Source organism: Okeanomitos corallinicola TIOX110, assembly GCF_038050375.1.
Lineage (GTDB): Bacteria > Cyanobacteriota > Cyanobacteriia > Cyanobacteriales > Nostocaceae > Okeanomitos > Okeanomitos corallinicola.
This window is the reverse complement of sequence record NZ_CP150886.1, coordinates 3,446,331-3,462,238: the sequence shown is the minus strand read 5'-3', so window position 1 is coordinate 3,462,238 and position 15,908 is coordinate 3,446,331. Positions and strand designations below refer to the sequence as shown.

General features: G+C 36.7%; 17 protein-coding genes and 1 tRNA gene. 8 read left to right on the top strand and 10 right to left on the bottom strand.

Going from position 1 to position 15,908, the window contains the following annotated elements; translation table 11 throughout:
• Positions 1-27 precede the first annotated feature (27 nt).
• From WJM97_RS15060 to WJM97_RS15045, 4 genes are all read right to left on the bottom strand, one after another.
• The gene (locus tag WJM97_RS15060) at positions 28-1,431 is read right to left on the bottom strand and encodes a polysaccharide biosynthesis/export family protein (protein ID WP_353929608.1); all 1,404 of its coding nucleotides are present in this window, start codon (positions 1,429-1,431) and stop codon (positions 28-30) included.
• A gap of 27 nt (positions 1,432-1,458) precedes the next feature.
• The gene (locus WJM97_RS15055) at positions 1,459-2,181 is read right to left on the bottom strand and encodes a cyanoexosortase B system-associated protein (protein WP_353929607.1); all 723 of its coding nucleotides are present in this window, start codon (positions 2,179-2,181) and stop codon (positions 1,459-1,461) included.
• An 86-nt stretch (positions 2,182-2,267) separates the two neighbouring features.
• Positions 2,268-3,173: a cyanoexosortase B gene (gene crtB, locus WJM97_RS15050; RefSeq protein ID WP_353929606.1), complete on the bottom strand. Its 906-nt coding sequence runs from the start codon at positions 3,171-3,173 to the stop codon at positions 2,268-2,270.
• Between the two features lie 70 nt (positions 3,174-3,243).
• Complete coding sequence (locus tag WJM97_RS15045; protein WP_353929605.1) at positions 3,244-4,386, bottom strand: DegT/DnrJ/EryC1/StrS family aminotransferase; 1,143 nt, start codon at positions 4,384-4,386, stop codon at positions 3,244-3,246.
• Between the two features lie 482 nt (positions 4,387-4,868).
• Here WJM97_RS15045 and WJM97_RS15040 point away from each other — a divergent pair, with 482 nt between their 5' ends.
• Entirely contained in the window at positions 4,869-6,419 is a 1,551-nt protein-coding gene (locus WJM97_RS15040; protein ID WP_353929604.1) for a GAF domain-containing sensor histidine kinase, read from the top strand.
• A 317-nt stretch (positions 6,420-6,736) separates the two neighbouring features.
• Positions 6,737-8,128, top strand: coding sequence for an IctB family putative bicarbonate transporter (locus WJM97_RS15035; RefSeq protein ID WP_353929603.1), 1,392 nt, complete (start codon positions 6,737-6,739; stop codon positions 8,126-8,128).
• Between the two features lie 261 nt (positions 8,129-8,389).
• Here WJM97_RS15035 and WJM97_RS15030 read toward each other — a convergent pair whose 3' ends face one another.
• Positions 8,390-8,797 carry a universal stress protein gene (locus tag WJM97_RS15030; protein ID WP_353929602.1) on the bottom strand — a complete coding sequence of 136 codons (408 nt, stop codon included), beginning with the start codon at positions 8,795-8,797 and terminating at the stop codon, positions 8,390-8,392.
• Positions 8,798-8,886: 89 nt separating this feature from the next.
• On the opposite strand from WJM97_RS15030, the gene WJM97_RS15025 reads away from it, so the two are divergent.
• From WJM97_RS15025 to WJM97_RS15010, 4 genes are all read left to right on the top strand, one after another.
• Positions 8,887-10,092, top strand: coding sequence for a phosphoglycerate kinase (locus tag WJM97_RS15025; RefSeq protein ID WP_353929601.1), 1,206 nt, complete (start codon positions 8,887-8,889; stop codon positions 10,090-10,092).
• A gap of 117 nt (positions 10,093-10,209) precedes the next feature.
• Positions 10,210-10,425: a hypothetical protein gene (locus tag WJM97_RS15020; RefSeq protein WP_353929600.1), complete on the top strand. Its 216-nt coding sequence runs from the start codon at positions 10,210-10,212 to the stop codon at positions 10,423-10,425.
• Positions 10,416-10,763: a type II toxin-antitoxin system PemK/MazF family toxin gene (locus WJM97_RS15015; protein ID WP_353929599.1), complete on the top strand. Its 348-nt coding sequence runs from the start codon at positions 10,416-10,418 to the stop codon at positions 10,761-10,763. Before WJM97_RS15020 ends, WJM97_RS15015 begins: the two co-directional genes overlap by 10 nt.
• Positions 10,764-10,815: 52 nt before the next feature.
• A complete protein-coding gene (locus WJM97_RS15010) occupies positions 10,816-11,238 on the top strand; it encodes a DUF29 family protein (RefSeq protein WP_353929598.1) in 423 nt (140 codons plus the stop codon).
• A 53-nt stretch (positions 11,239-11,291) separates the two neighbouring features.
• Here WJM97_RS15010 and WJM97_RS15005 read toward each other — a convergent pair whose 3' ends face one another.
• From WJM97_RS15005 to WJM97_RS14985, 5 genes are all read right to left on the bottom strand, one after another.
• Positions 11,292-11,726, bottom strand: a complete 435-nt coding sequence (locus WJM97_RS15005; RefSeq protein ID WP_353929597.1) for a type II toxin-antitoxin system VapC family toxin — start codon at positions 11,724-11,726, stop codon at positions 11,292-11,294.
• On the bottom strand, positions 11,723-11,947 hold the full coding sequence (locus WJM97_RS15000; protein WP_353929596.1) for a hypothetical protein: 225 nt from the start codon (positions 11,945-11,947) through the stop codon (positions 11,723-11,725). The genes WJM97_RS15005 and WJM97_RS15000 overlap by 4 nt, the downstream gene beginning before the upstream one ends.
• A gap of 315 nt (positions 11,948-12,262) precedes the next feature.
• Positions 12,263-13,213, bottom strand: a complete 951-nt coding sequence (locus WJM97_RS14995) for a hypothetical protein (RefSeq protein WP_353929595.1) — start codon at positions 13,211-13,213, stop codon at positions 12,263-12,265.
• Complete coding sequence (locus WJM97_RS14990; RefSeq protein WP_353929594.1) at positions 13,161-13,400, bottom strand: hypothetical protein; 240 nt, start codon at positions 13,398-13,400, stop codon at positions 13,161-13,163. Before WJM97_RS14990 ends, WJM97_RS14995 begins: the two co-directional genes overlap by 53 nt.
• 182 nt (positions 13,401-13,582) lie before the next feature.
• Positions 13,583-13,654, bottom strand: a tRNA-Thr gene (locus tag WJM97_RS14985).
• A 317-nt stretch (positions 13,655-13,971) separates the two neighbouring features.
• Here WJM97_RS14985 and argF point away from each other — a divergent pair.
• Positions 13,972-14,892: an ornithine carbamoyltransferase gene (argF, locus tag WJM97_RS14980; RefSeq protein ID WP_353929593.1), complete on the top strand. Its 921-nt coding sequence runs from the start codon at positions 13,972-13,974 to the stop codon at positions 14,890-14,892.
• 298 nt (positions 14,893-15,190) lie between these two features.
• Positions 15,191-15,796: a transcriptional repressor LexA gene (gene lexA, locus WJM97_RS14975; protein WP_353929592.1), complete on the top strand. Its 606-nt coding sequence runs from the start codon at positions 15,191-15,193 to the stop codon at positions 15,794-15,796.
• The last annotated feature ends 112 nt before the right edge of the window (positions 15,797-15,908 follow it).

Genomic DNA, 15,908 nt, shown 5'->3' with positions numbered 1-15,908 from the left:
ATGTCTAACTGATTTTTTGACCAGAATTTACCGATTTGAATTACCCCCAAATAAGCCGTTACCAAAGTTTTCAAAAAAGCGGATAAACGACTGTACATTAAAGAAAGGTTGAGTAATGGTATTGAATAAAGTAGTCAATTTACCAACAAGATTTCTCCCAACAACAATGACATCATTATCTTGGAGTGTAACATTTTGGGAAGCATCGCCAGCTAGAGCCTTTTTAGCATCTAGTCTTTGAGTCACAGCTTTACCTTGTTCTGGATCAAAGCGAACTAAAGCAATATCTCGCAAGTTAGCCGTATTCAGAGGAACATTTCCCAGCACATCTAGGAATGTACTACCATTGGGGAGTGATTGAGTACCAATTCCTCCAGCTGCATAGTTTAAGACTCTCACTTTAATCTGGGGTACTGCTAAAGTTGACCGTGCAATTAAATTCCGGTCATAACCATCATCAGTACCAGGTTCACGACGTTGGACAATTACGGCATCACCATCTTGTAGGCGTAAGTTGGGAGGAGTGCCACCACTTTGTAAGGCAGCATATAAATCCACATTTTGTGAAACTATAGAACCATCACCTAACTGACGACGAATTTGTACTTTGCGGAGGTCTGCATTTAATGTGGAACCACCCGCAAGAGGTAATATGTCAGTTACTCTGGGCATAGCAGTACCCGCAGAATAAATTCCTGGACGAAACACTTCTCCGCTGATAGTAATCTGAACTGGTCGCATTTGTGCTAAAGAAACCACTACAGGATCACTTGTAATTGCACTTAAAGCCGAGCGAATTTTTATTTCCGCCTCTTCTACACTCAGACCTTTGACGTACAGTTGACCTATTTGGGGAATGATGATATTGCCATCTTGATTTATAGGAGCTTGAAAACTCAAGTTAGGTCTTCGCCCTGTTAAGGATAAATATATGATGGGATCGATAACATAACGATTTAAGCCAGCGCGAATTTTATCTTCTGCTTCTTTTAAGGTCAAGCCATTTAAAGATATCGCCCCTAGTAGTGGGACAATAATATTACCTTCTGGGTTGATTGATGCTTGGAAACTCAAATCTGGAAATCTTTGTACTGCAACACCAATAGAATCTCCAATTCCTAACCTATATAACCCAGGAAGAGGCTGAACAATAACACTGAGTCCATCTCCTATGTCTAAAAGATAACTGTTAAAATCTGGGGAAATGTTTTTATTTTTAATCTCTTCATTTTCAATCTCTTTGTTCCTATTAGGATTGATAAATTCAGAATTGTGAGGAGGTAAGATAATTTTCTGTGAGGATGGTTCTAAGGATGGTAAGGTTTGTGCAACCACAGGTCGAATGGATGTTATCGAAATAATACTTACCTGCCAGGTAATAAAAATTACGGTAACAAGTCCACATTTATGAGAATTGGATACTATAAACATTATTCTCTAGATATAAAATCAAACAATTTATAATACTGTAGACATCAGAGCAAATTGTACTTTTTTACCCAGGGACTCAAGTTTTGGCAAAGATGTTTCCGCTTGCCCGAAGGATTCCATTGGTATCATAATACTCACTGCCATCCAAGGAACACGTTTTTTTTGCCATTGTGCTAATTGATCCACTGCAAACCAGTGTAAAGATGATGAAGTGCCACCATTTGGCATTGCGTACCATTGTAAGACGGCGAAAGTTTTTTGTTTTGTTGTGGCGCGAAAAAATTTCGCCTTAACTTTCTGGGTCAAATTTGTATTCTTTTCAGAGACAGAGTCTAACGTAAATTCTACAGTCCGATCTTGAGCTATATCCCAGCCTCCCCAGCGAAATTTAGCCCAGCCGCTAATATCTGTCCATTCCACTTCTGGTTGATCTCTTGATCCATTTTGTGGCAATAACAATAGTATGGCTTCAACAGATGAGTCCTGTTCTTGCAGAATTTGTACTGACCATTTATGTTCTCCAATTTTTGATTCTGACTGTTGAATAGTTTGCCATCCAGGGATATTCAATCCTACTTTCAGGATGTTTCTCAATTCCTTCAGATTACTAATTGGCGGTGGTTGTTTCCATTGCCACTTTCCGGTCAAATATCCGGGTACCGCTCCTATGATGAGCAGTATCAGTAATAGTATTAGTAAAACTACTTGACTAATTGGCTTTGATTTAAAGTGTTTAGATAAAGAAAACATTAGTAAGATATCTCACATATTGTCATAATTTTGCTAAATAAGGTGAGTGAATATTTGCTTTTTTAACAGGTTGCAACTACAGGAGTTTAGTCGTTGCTGTTTACTTCTTCTTCTAATTGCATTGGTGATGTTTGTGTAAAACTACTATTGAGCCAATTAAGTAATGGTATGAGTAACAAAAGCATACACCCAGAATAAACATCGCCACCCCAACTGTCATGTAACCAAGTAAAAGCTCCTTCTTGGCCTGTACCGTGAAACAAGGTCAATAAGGTATTACGAATGATATTAGCAGTAACGCTGATCACTGCGGCAATAGTTAAAAAACTCCAAGTTACACGACGTGAAGATAAGGATTCTGTCCAATGTAGTAATATTAATCCGACGTAAAGGGTAGTAAATAACATTTTCAATCCTGCACAATAGGGTGCTACTTCTACTATCCGTCCCCCTACATATAAATTAATGCCATCTACGACAACTTTCATATCAAACTGGTTCAAGATGAAGGCTGCTGTACTGGCAATAAAGCTTTGTAGAGGAAAAGTATAGGGAGCTATCAAATAAGGTAGTGCTGTTGGCGTGGCTAAAAATACCAATAGCAGAGAAAATCCTTGCAATTTTAAGCCTGGTATACCTTTAAAGTACAAACATAGTCCTGATAGAATTATTGGTAAGGAAAGATTAACCCATTCAGCTACACCACTGAGATAGAAAATTGCACCTATGACAAATAAGCCAATGCTGACAGGATTGGTTACGTTGGGCAGACGTTGCCATTGTTTTCGATTTATCCAAGCTAAGTAACCAGCGAATGGTAAACCAATCATTCCGTGACTGAAATACTCATGTTCTATACTGATGGTTTTGTGTAGCCAACCATCTACCCAATGTAGCAAGATGGGAGCATAAAGTAAGGTTAAAATACTTAAGATGCCTATATTAAGGAGTAGGGCTGGGTTACGGTTTTGAATTGGTTGTTGAGTTGTCATAATTTAATTTTAAATTCTAGGTTGTGATCGAAAATTACTGATTTTATCGGAGTAATTGTGTGATCTGAAATTAATTTTTGCTATCCTTAATAATTGAACTCATAGCATTGATAACTTCTGTGATTTGGCTTGCGGTTAAACCGGGATACATAGGTAGGGATAATATTTGTTGAGATAGTTTTTCGGCTTGGGGAAAATCTCCTGGTTGATAACCTAAGTAAGTAAAAGCAGGTTGGAGATGACAAGGAATGGGATAATGTATGCCGGTTTGAATTCCCGCTACCATTAATTTTTCTTGTATTTGTTGACGTTCCAGATGGCAAGAATCATCAATTTTAATCACATAAAGATGATATATGTGTCCTGTACCACTTTGGTTTTCCATGGGCAAAATACCAGCAGAGGCTAAAGGTGCTAGTTCTCTATCATACATCTGAGCAATGGTTAGGCGATCGCTATTCCACTGAGATATGTAAGGTAATTTTTGGTTTAATACTGCTGCTTGTAAGGTATCGAGGCGGCTATTAGTTCCCGGTTCTATGTGTACATACTTTTGAGATGAACCATAGTTTCGTAAACTCCGCATTTTTTTAGCTACATTGGCATCTGAAGTGAGGACAATTCCCCCATCCCCAAAAGCTCCTAAATTCTTACTGGGGTAAAAACTAAAGGCAGCTGCTAAACCTATTGAACCGGCTGTATATCCTTCTTTTTCTGCTAAATGTGCTTGGGCCGCATCCTCAAAAATCAAGATTTTATAAGTATTTGCAAAGTCTAATAATTGACTGGGTGATACCATTTGCCCATAGAGATGTACGGGAATGATGGCTTTGGTTTGTGGTGTAATTGCTTTAGCAGCTGCTTCTAAATCAATTAGGGCTGTTTGCGGATGACAATCTACTAAGATTGGTTTAGCTCCGGCATTGACTACACCAATTAAAGTGGCAATGAAAGTATTAGATGGTAAGATGACCTCATCCCCAGCACCGATGCTACAAGCTTGTAAACCCAGGGCGATCGCATCTGTGCCAGAAGCTACACCAATTCCATATTTTGTCCCAGATGCTGCGGCAAAAGCCCCTTCAAATTCGGATACAGCTTGTCCTAAAATAAAGTCTCCTTTGGTGACTACATCTTGAATTGCTGCTTGTAGCTGAGATTGAATCGGTAGATGCTGTAAATTTAGGTCTACAAAAGGAACTTTAATAGTCATTTAAGTTCTCACTCGGTGTAATTGGGAATTTGGGAATACCTTATAAAATATAATACCTTCTCCATTTTATACACACCTTTAATTTGAAAAAAATTGTCAGAAAAGCAATATACTTAATGAAAAGTAACATAAATAATTTTTGATCAAAAGTGATAATATTTACCTATAACCCCTAAAAAACCAGAAATTCTGAACTCAGAACTTTTTTGAGTTCAAAACCACAGTAAAAATTCTGAAATTTTTATCAAAACCAATTACCAGTATTTTTATTATATCCCTTAATTTACGGATGTTATTAAAAAAAATGCTACTAAATTTCATCCTCTAGTTTATGTTTAGACAAAAATTGCTCAAGGCAAAAAAAAGTTCAAAATTGTTAATCAATGATGAAATTGGGGAATCCTAAAAAATAGGAAATAGTAATCCCATTCCAGTGATTACAAAACTTATACTATCTAAGAACTATTAAGGTATCAATGGTAATGATAGAACCTAAAAACCAATTATTTATCCCTGATGATGGTTGGAATTATTTAGAAACCAAAGAGCAGCAACGGATTCAAGTATTGTCAGAATTGGGTTTGCGACAATCAGAAACAATTCCTGTATTTGAAGAAGCTACTCAAACTGCGGCTCATTTTCTAACGGCAGAAATTTCTATTTTGGGATTTATAGATCAGGAAAATCACTGGTTTACATCATCAGTAGGTTTATCAAGATTAGGACTGATGAATGATTTAGCTCAGAAACGGCAATTATTACGTCGGGATTCTTTTTGCTCTCAAGTGGTAGAAAGTTCTCAAATATTAGTTATTAATGATACTAATACAACCACAGATCCTCTGATATGTAATAGTAAGTTAGTAAAAAAATATGGTATTCGTTCCTACTTAGGCGTACCACTGATAGATGTAAACGGGTGGTGTTTAGGTACGTTAGCAGTAATGGAACGTAATCCACGCCATTTTACAGAACAAGAAATGGCTTTTTTGCAAATTATTGCGCGTTGGAGCATGAGTGAATTTGAGCGCAACAGATTTTTGCAAAATCAATCTCTGAAAAGTCCAACGAGTAGTTTTTCCACTAATAGTATTCCCCATTTACCACTACAGGAAGAGAAAGAAATTCATTTGAAATTTGCGCCACCTGTGATTAATGCAGGAACTAATTCTAGTCAGCAATTAAAATTAGAACTCTTAGACAAATTAACCCAGGAGTTACGTACACCTTTAACATCTGTACTGGGAATGACAAGTGTTCTCGGACGGGAAATTTATGGGCCTTTAACCAGTAAACAGCGAGAATATCTAGAGATTATCCAACATAGTGGAAAATACTTACTTTCTCTAGTCAATGAAATCAACGAACTAGGGACATTAACAACCAATTCAAATTCAGTCAATCTTAGTTCTGTAGATATTGAAATGCTTTGTCAACAAGCTATCAAAACTCTATCAGAAGTAGCTACTCGTCGTGAGCAGGATATTCGTCTATCTGTAGAACCAGGACATAATCGTCTTTGGTCTTTGGATAAAGATAAGGTAAAACAAATTGTTTATCATCTATTATATAGCATGGTACAACTTTCTCCCACGGGCAGTATTGTTCATGTTCATATTTCTTATAAAGAAAACAACCTGTGCATGACTATTTGGGTGTCTCATCCCTGGTTAGGAGAAGTGATATCGGAAATGGATTCTTATTTACCCGTTGATTCTTTGTTAATTGGGAATATTTTTGAGAACTCAAAACAATTTAATCCCCAAGAAAATAATCATCGGGAAGGAAGTGTTGTGGAGATTTCCCCAAATTTCTCCAAAGAAGAATTTGCAGTTGATAATAATGGTTTAGATCATAATTTCAGTAGTAGTTGTGCTAATATGTCTCGTGAAAAACTAGGTTTATTACTTAGCTGTCAACTAGCTGAACTTCATGGGGGAGAAATTTCTCTGCAAGGTTCAGCACAGTCAGGATACCGCTATCTGGTTTCTTTACCATTACAAGCTGTAAATACTGGTGATAATATTCATTAAGAGACTGCCAATTAAAAAAATATCCCAAAATTTCTTGTGGTGCGGGCATCTTGCCCGCTAATAATACAAGGACGGGCAAGATGCCCATCCCACAAGATTGGATCATCTTTTTTGTGGAGTTCTCTAAGCATATCTACTAGAAATTGTAGAGACGTTATATTAAAAGTCTCTACATTGACCAATCTACCTAATTCTAGACATCGGACATGATTAACTGTTAATTTTGGATATCATTTTTGTATTAAGTTGATAACAACCAAGATGATCATCAAGTCCGAGTTAAGTAAATTAGGCATTAGTTGGTAACAGAATTTTTTATGAACTTAGTTTGGGAAAGATTAACTTTATCCTCTTTACCGCTGAAAGAATATCTAGAAGGTAGTTATCTACATAGATTAGTAGTAGGAATTTTAAAGCCTTGGCGACAAAGCAGTATTTTAATGCAGTGGGGAGATACAATAGCAGCCTTACTCCTGAGTCTTGTCTATGGTTTTGCTCCTTTTGCTTCCAGTAGTCTCATACTGGTTTTGTTGGTGGCTACTATAGGATTCTGGTTTTTACTGACTTTGTGTGATGATACAGCTGCTGTAAATGTACCCTTTGTTACTCCTATTCATTTTTTGGTATTACTCTACTGGTTGGTCGCTGCTGTCGCAACGGCTTTATCTCCTGTAAAATCGGCGGCTCTGAAGGATTTAGCGGTTTTATCACTATACATACTACTTTTTTTTGTATGTGCGAGGGTATTAAGGTTTTCTCGTTTTCGTTCTTGGTTAATTACTGTTTATTTACATATATCGCTAATTGTCAGCGTTTATGGCATTAGACAATGGTTTTTTGGCGCTGACGCTTTGGCAACTTGGGTTGATCCAGAATCTCCTTTATCCAAAACTACCAGGGTTTACAGCTATTTAGGTAATCCCAATTTACTAGCAGGTTATCTGATAGCCGCTGTGGCTTTAAGTTTGGTAGCCATTTTTGCTTGGCAGGGGTGGATCAGAAAAGCCTTATCACTAACAATGTTTTTTGTCAATACTGCTTGTTTGGTGCTGACTTATAGCCGAGGTGGGTGGATTGGTTTGGTAGTAGCACTTTTAGCGGCTGCAATGCTGTTAGTTTATTGGTGGAGTGTGGATTTTAACCCCTTTTGGCGTACTTGGTCGCTGGTAATTATGGCAGGTAGTTTAATTGGTGTATTACTACTGGCTATAATTTTTGTAGAACCTGTGCGTCTACGGGTAATGAGTATTTTTGCAGATCGTCAAGACAGTAGTAATAATTTTCGGCGTAATGTTTGGGATGCGGTATTTAAGATGATAGGCGATCGCCCAATTATCGGTATTGGCCCTGGACACAATTCTTTTAATAAAATTTACCCCCTTTACCAACAACCAAAATATACAGCTTTGAGTGCCTATTCTATTTTCTTAGAAGTAGCGGTAGAAATGGGTTTTGTGGGTTTAGGTTGTTTTTTGTGGTTAGTGTTTATCACCTTTAATACAGCATTTACACAAATGCAGCGGTTAAGGGAATTGAGAAATTTAGAGGGTTTGTGGATAATTGGGGCGATCGCAGCTTTATTAGGTATGCTTGCCCACGGTTTGGTGGATACTGTTTGGTATCGTCCAGAAATTAACACTATCTGGTGGTTGATGGTAGCTTTAGTGGCTAGTTACTGGAGACCAGTCAATAAGACAGGTGACAGGTGACAGGTGACAGGTGACAGTTTCAAGATTTGGATGGGAACAATTTTTCCTTGAAGCAGGAATTAAATGCAAGGTTTTCGAGTTCCCTCCTCATAAAAGCTGGCACTTTTTGAAAGTCACAATGGCTAAAACCGTTTACCTGTAATGTTTTGAGATTTATATGCCTGACGGCACGCTACGCGGACAGTCAGCCCTATTTAGTCATTGGTTATGGGTCATTAAGTTATTTTTCCCAATCACCAATCACCAATCACCAATCACCAATTACGGAACAACCAATACAGGACAAGGTGAAAGATTAATTACCCGGTTTGTCACACTATCGTTTGCACCATCATCAGTCAAACCTAAGCCACGACAACCCATAATAATTACATCTGCACCTACTTCATCAGCTACATCACAGATAGTAAAAGCAGGTTTACCCTGTTTTTCTATCACTTCAGCAGTGATACCTTGCTGGGAAAATAAAGCCTGAGCATTTTCCAGAAGTTTAGCTACTGCTTCTGGGGAAACCATAGGAGTACCATTATCCCCATCTGGCGTTGGTTCTTCGACGACAGAAAGCAAGACCAGACGACTATTGCACTGTTGCACTACCTTGGTAACTAGGTCAGCAGCTTCCCGTGCTTCACGACTTTGATCAATTGGAAATAAAACTGTTTTAAACATAATCTCACTGGGACACCCCGCACTCCGGTAAAATCTTGATGGAGATACTTTCAAAAAGATAACAAAAAGATAATCAGGAGGTTTTATCTGTGTCGAAAAAAAGTTTAGCAAATCTATCTGCGGCAGATGTATCTGGCAAACGTGCCTTGGTACGGGTAGACTTTAACGTGCCTATGGATGATCAAGGCAATATTACAGACGATACTCGGATTCGGGCGGCTCTGCCAACGATGAAAGATTTGACGCAGAAGGGAGCTAAGGTCATTCTAGCAAGTCATTTTGGCCGTCCCAAAGGGGAAGTTAAAGATAAGTTACGTTTAACTCCTGTTGCTAAACGCCTTTCTGAATTGTTGGGACAAGAAGTTGTCAAAACCGATGACTGTATCGGTGATGATGTCGCTGCTAAGGTTGCAGCTTTGCAAAATGGCCAGGTGCTGTTACTAGAAAATGTGCGCTTCTATGCTGAAGAAGAAAAGAACGATCCTGAGTTTGCCAAGAAATTAGCTGCAAATGCTGATTTTTATGTTAATGATGCTTTCGGTACTGCTCACCGCGCTCATGCTTCTACGGAAGGTGTGACTAAGTTCCTGAAACCTTCTGTAGCTGGTTATTTGGTTGAGAAGGAATTGCAATATTTACAAAGTGCAATTGAAGCACCAAAACGTCCTTTGGCGGCTATTATCGGTGGTTCTAAGGTTTCTAGTAAAATTGGTGTAATTGAAACCTTATTAGAAAAGTGTGACAAGTTAATCATCGGTGGTGGGATGATTTTCACATTTTACAAAGCCCGTGGTTTGAGTGTTGGTAAGTCTTTGGTAGAAGAAGATAAGTTAGAGTTGGCTAAGGCTTTGGAAGCTAAGGCGAAGGAACGTGGTGTGGCTTTGTTGTTACCTACAGATATCGTTTCCGCTGATAAGTTTGCTCCTGATGCCAATGCTACTACTGTCAGCATTGAAAATATCCCTGCTGATGGTATGGGTTTAGATATTGGGCCTGACTCTGTGAAGGTTTTCCAAGCGGCTTTGGCTGACTGTAAGACTGTGATTTGGAATGGTCCGATGGGTGTGTTCGAGTTTGATAAATTTGCTGCGGGTACTGAGGCGATCGCACATACTTTAGCAGAAATTGGTAAAACCGGCACAACTACTATTATCGGTGGTGGTGACTCTGTAGCGGCTGTGGAAAAGGTAGGTTTGGCTGATCAAATGAGCCACATTTCTACTGGTGGTGGTGCTAGTTTGGAGTTGTTAGAAGGTAAGGTTTTACCTGGTATTGCAGCTTTGGATGAAGCGTAAGCTGGTAATTTCTGATAACTGATTAACAATTAGTGTAGGGGAGGTAATTTTGCATTCCCTTACTCTTTTTGTTAGCATTCATCTACTAGAATGAGAATATTATACGAAAGTAAAATTATGGAAACTCAAGAATTAAAAGCCTTGATTAAGGAAATGATTAGAGAAGTATTGAGAGAAGAGAAACTAACACTTTATAAACCTCTGTTAGCAAATAGGAATAATACAGAAAATGAAGAATGGAATCAATTTTCTCTTGAACAGGCCATGAGGGGTTTAGAAAATGATCATCTCCCAGAATACACAGAAGCGGATCTTATAGAAAAATGGCAATAGCAGGTCAAATTGTATTATTCAAATTTCCCCAAACAGACCTAACAATTGGAAAATTACGCCCAGCACTTCTAATTAAGCCATTAAGTAACGGTTATGATGATTGGCTAGTTTGTATGATTTCTACTAAAACAGGGCAAGAATTGACTGGACTTGATGAAATTATTACACCCAATGATCAGGATTTTAAACAAACAGGCTTAAAGTCAGAAAGTGTTGTTAGAGTCTCACGGTTAGCAGTTGTATCTGAAAAGATATTACTGGGTAAAATAGGTGAAGTTTCCGTAGAAAGATTGGAGCGAATTAAAATAAATCTGGCAACCTGGATTTTAAGTAATTGAGTTGAGAGCAATGTTATGCTAGAAATAGCAAACTTCAAAGAGAGAGCGAGCAATGGAAGAATTAATAGAACTAAGAGAATTAGTCGTTTCTGGCAACCTAGAAGCGGCTCTTTCTTTAATTGATGAATTAGAAGAAATGAGTAAAGAAGATAAAATTAATAAGATTTATAGTTATTGTATAGTGCTTTTGGTGCATTTAATTAAACAACAAGCAGAAAAAAGAACTACTCATTCTTGGGATGTTTCCATTCGCAATGCTACGGATGCAATTACCCGCATCAATAAACGGCGAAAATCTGGAGGATATTACTTGAATGAAACGGAGATAGAGGAAATCTTATTAGAAGCGTTTGATCGAGCTTTGGATAATGCAGCTTTGGAAGCTTTTGGTGGTATTTATGATGGTTCAATTTTAAGAAGTATGATAGATCAAGAATTACTTGTTAAAGAAGCGTTAAATTATATCTTAAATTAATAGGAGTAAAGAATAAAGTTTTTAGGCTTTGTTCTTCATTTCTAATAATTAACTTAAATCCAATCTTTTATCAGTTGAATATTTGGTATTTTCCCATGAATATAATTGTACAATTTTTCATCAGCAGTAATAAATTTACAGTTTTCTCTAATGCTTAAAACTACATAAAGGCTATCATAGACAGTTCTTTGATAATTGACTGCAAACTGATAGGCATCTTTTAATAATTCATTAGCAGGAAATATTTCAAATTGCATTTGATATAATAAATCAAGGATTATCTCAGCATCTTGATTATTTAAACCTTGAAATCGTTGTATTTTCCAGAGAACATTACCAACTTCTGCATAAATTAAGTCTGGTGCAATTAAGTTAAGTTTTTGTGATTTATAGGCATCAAGAATTTTATTTGCTTCTAATGAATAATCTTGAGTAATAAACCATTTAATGACTACACTACTATCAATGACAATTTTGTCTAAAATCATCTTTCTCTATCTTCTCGCAATAATTCAGTTAAATCAGGAAATACTCCATATTTTTGCTTTAAGCTTTCCTGTAAATTATGTATTTTATTTACCAGTTCAGTTCGTTCTATTTGGTTATATTTAGACAGATTGATTTGATTGATTTTTTCATCTACAATTTTATCAATTAAGGATTCTAAATCCTGTAAGGTCATTTCGGTAATAGACTGATTATTTAGCATTTGTGATTTACCTCCAATGGTAATATCAATTTTCTAACTAAAATGCTAGGTCTTAATCAAATCAGTTTGTAGAATAAACTAAAATGAAATTTATTCTAGCATACATCCTTTCTAGAAAAGAATCTAAATCGTTTATCAACAATTAAGTTTCTGTTGATAGTAGCATTTTTGTACAGTATTTTCATTATGAAACATAATCAACAAGTAATTGTTCACAAACACTCTTTGATAAAATCAACAATTATTTGAAAATCATTGCTTCACCCAAGCTACAACTAATTACAACCAAAAGATAAGCTGAATATACATTTCTATTTAATTTATTTCCGTATATATTGCTATTGGTTCTATTACTAGGTCAATTTCTCCTGTCCAAGCTTCCCATACTTCTGTCATATCTATTGAACCAGAAACACCAGGAACAGTAATTTTTTCTATTCCTCTTCTTGGTATAAATCCAACTATTGTCATTTCTACATCTCCTGCCATAATATATGCTGATCTAAGTTGATCTCTTGTTATACAAAGGTGTTCTGGATTTATAGTTCCTATAATGTTTGAATTTCCTATGTTAGTGTTGACAGTAACAGAACCAATTGAAAACACTTTGATTACCTCTAATATAAATTTCAATTGATTTTCTTCGTTTCTCTTTTGTTGAGAATTAGGCTTGAAACCCTTATTAGTAATTTGATTAGAATTTCCCGACAAAAAATTGAGTACATTATCATTACGAAATAATTCTATAATAGAATCCCAATCCGTAAATCTACAAACTCCAGTTATTTTTATTAATGATGAATATTTTTCTAATTCATCTATATCATTGATTTCTTTTAAAATTCCTTTGGTTATTAATATTTCTTCAAACTTTAGATAGCCATAGTCATGTTCAACAATATCTTCAGTAGTAGAATATAAATATTCATCAGCTTGAGTTTTAACTCCTTTCTTATATCCATTTTTAGAAGTTGTTTTATCTATTGTTTTCCCACTCACACCAGCTAGATGAACTTTGGGTCCAAAACTTACTTCACCTTCTTTACCATCTTCTTGAATTTTTTCCTTATACTCTTCATCTGAGCTTTGTGTAGATTTAATACCTTCATTTTCTATTAATCTTTTAAGTTGTACTACACCTCCAAATAGTTGAGAAGAATAAGAATGTAATTTATTTTTATCCAAATAAATAAAATGTTTTAAACTGAAAATATCATCTTCTTCTATGTCTATTAAATTTTCGTTTAATTTGAGTTCTTCTCTCATGAAAATCCTCTTGATATTTCTGTTGCTCTATTAATGATTCATCTTTCATTACTTGAACAGCTTCATCAAAATCCAAACGATTTTCACCTTGTTTTTTCATCTCATCAACTATCTTTTGAGATGCCGTAGCTATATACTCAGCTATGTCTTCTATATCAAGATGTATATCAGGATCTGAATTGTTCATATTCCAGCAGTATTGACTGGACTTTTTAAGTATACACCATAGGATTAAACTTACTTCATTTTGGCGACAAATTTTCATCAAGTAAAACACGGATCTTCATACAAAATAAGCATGAGGCTTTCGAGCTTTGTCCCTCGTTTCCAATGATTAATCACGAACAATTCCACAATATTAAATTAAAAAGCCAGCAGCCGGATTTGAACCCGCGACCTTCCGATTACAAGTCGGATGCACTACCACTGTGCTATGCTGGCGTTTTTGTTCATGCTCTTTAAGCACTCAACGATAATCAATCATATCACAATCTAGAGATTTGTCTAGTGTTTTGGCAAATTTTTTTTATCGCCTTAGACAAAGCAGTTAGGACATTAACCAATACTAAAACTTAGACACTAAAACTTAGATACTGAAAGACTTCTAGCACTGTAACCTGTCAGCTGTTCAGAATTGCCTCAACAGCAAGCCCGTAGATTAAGGTAACGATTTTTGATAGAGTTTTAATTCTACATTCCTGTTAACGCAGCTGAGTGAACATACAGAATAGCATCCTTATAATATACAAATAATCAGCATGGCAGCATTGATCGGACGAGATTTATTAGGTTTAGCGGATCTAAGTTCCACAGAACTGCAAGAACTTCTAGAAATGGCAACTCAACTCAAATCACAAAAGCTAAAGTTGCATTGTAATAAAGTTCTGGGTTTGTTGTTTTCTAAGGCTTCTACTCGCACCAGAGTTAGTTTTACCGTGGCAATGTATCAACTAGGTGGACAGGTAATTGATCTTCATCCTAATGTCACACAAGTCAGTCGGGGTGAACCTATCCAAGATACAGCTAGGGTATTGGATCGTTATTTAGATATTCTCGCAATTCGGACTTTTGCCCAACAGGATTTGGAAACCTTTGCTAATTATGCCAAAATTCCAGTCATTAATGCCCTCACAGATTTAGAACATCCCTGTCAGATTTTGGCTGACTTGTTAACAATTCAAGAACGTTTTGGCAGTTTAGCTGGTTTGACTCTAACCTATGTGGGGGATGGTAATAATGTGGCTAATTCCCTCATGTTGGGTTGTGCTTTAGCTGGGATGAATGTCAGGGTGGCTTTTCCTTCTGGATATGCACCAGATGCGGAAATTGTGGAAAAAGCTAGAACCATAGCAGCTGGTAAAACTGAAGTTGTTCTCACCCAAGATGCAGAAGCAGCGGCTAAGGATGCACAGGTTCTTTATACTGATGTTTGGGCAAGTATGGGACAGGAAACGGAAGCTGATAACCGTCTACCAATTTTCCAACCTTATCAAATTTCTCAACAATTATTAGGTTTTGCTGATCCAGAAGCAATAGTTTTACACTGTTTACCTGCCCACCGTGGGGAAGAAATTACGGATGAAGTCATTGAAGGTTCTCAGTCTAAAGTTTGGGATCAGGCAGAAAATCGCCTACACGCCCAAAAAGCTTTATTAGCTAGTATTTTAGGGGCAAAGTGAAGGAATAGGTGACAGGTGACAGGTGACAGGTGACAGTTAAGAGGGAAGAGGGAATAGGTAAGATAAACAAATTACCAATTACCTAATCACCAATCACCAATCACCAATCACCAATCACCAGTTTAAGGAAAAATTTGACAATTAGAAGTTTATTTACTTAGAATAATTACCAATGGCTAGAAAATATGGCCAAAAGAATTTATTAGTTATTGAAAAATATTTAACTTAATCTTGTTAAGGGAAGATTTTTGTAGTACAAATGCTCTAGGGACATTTGTAATTTATTCCCGCACAAATCATGGAAAAACTAACAGAAGTTCAACAAGAATTATACGAGTGGTTGGTTGAATACATCAGAATTAACCAGCATTCTCCATCTATTCGGCAAATGATGCAAGCAATGAATTTGAAGTCACCAGCGCCAATTCAAAGCCGCTTGGAACATTTACGAAATAAGGGTTACATTGACTGGGATGAAGGTAAAGCTAGAACAATTAGGATTTTACGACAAACTAAGTATGGTGTACCCATTTTAGGCACTATTGCGGCGGGTGGTTTAATTGAACCTTTTACCGATGGGGTGGAACATTTAGATTTAGCTAATTTATCTCTACCTCCCCAAACTTATGCTTTGCGGGTGGCTGGTGATAGTATGATTGAGGATTTGATTGCTGATGGGGATGTGGTGTTTTTACGTCCTGTAGCTGAACCTAATCAGTTAAAAAATGGTACGATTGTGGCCGCTAGGGTGGAAGGACACGGTACAACTTTAAAACGTTTTTATCTTCAGGAAGATACTGTGACTCTCAAACCTGCTAACCCTAAATATCAACCTATCCAAGTACCCGCGATGCAAGTACAAGTACAAGGTTCTTTAGTGGGTGTGTGGCGCAATTATAACTAAATTATGGTAATGGGTAATTAAGAAAAACTCTTACCAATCACCAGTCACCAATCACCAACATAATGTATTTAACGCGATCGCCAATCACAAAACAAGCTAAACAAACTAAACC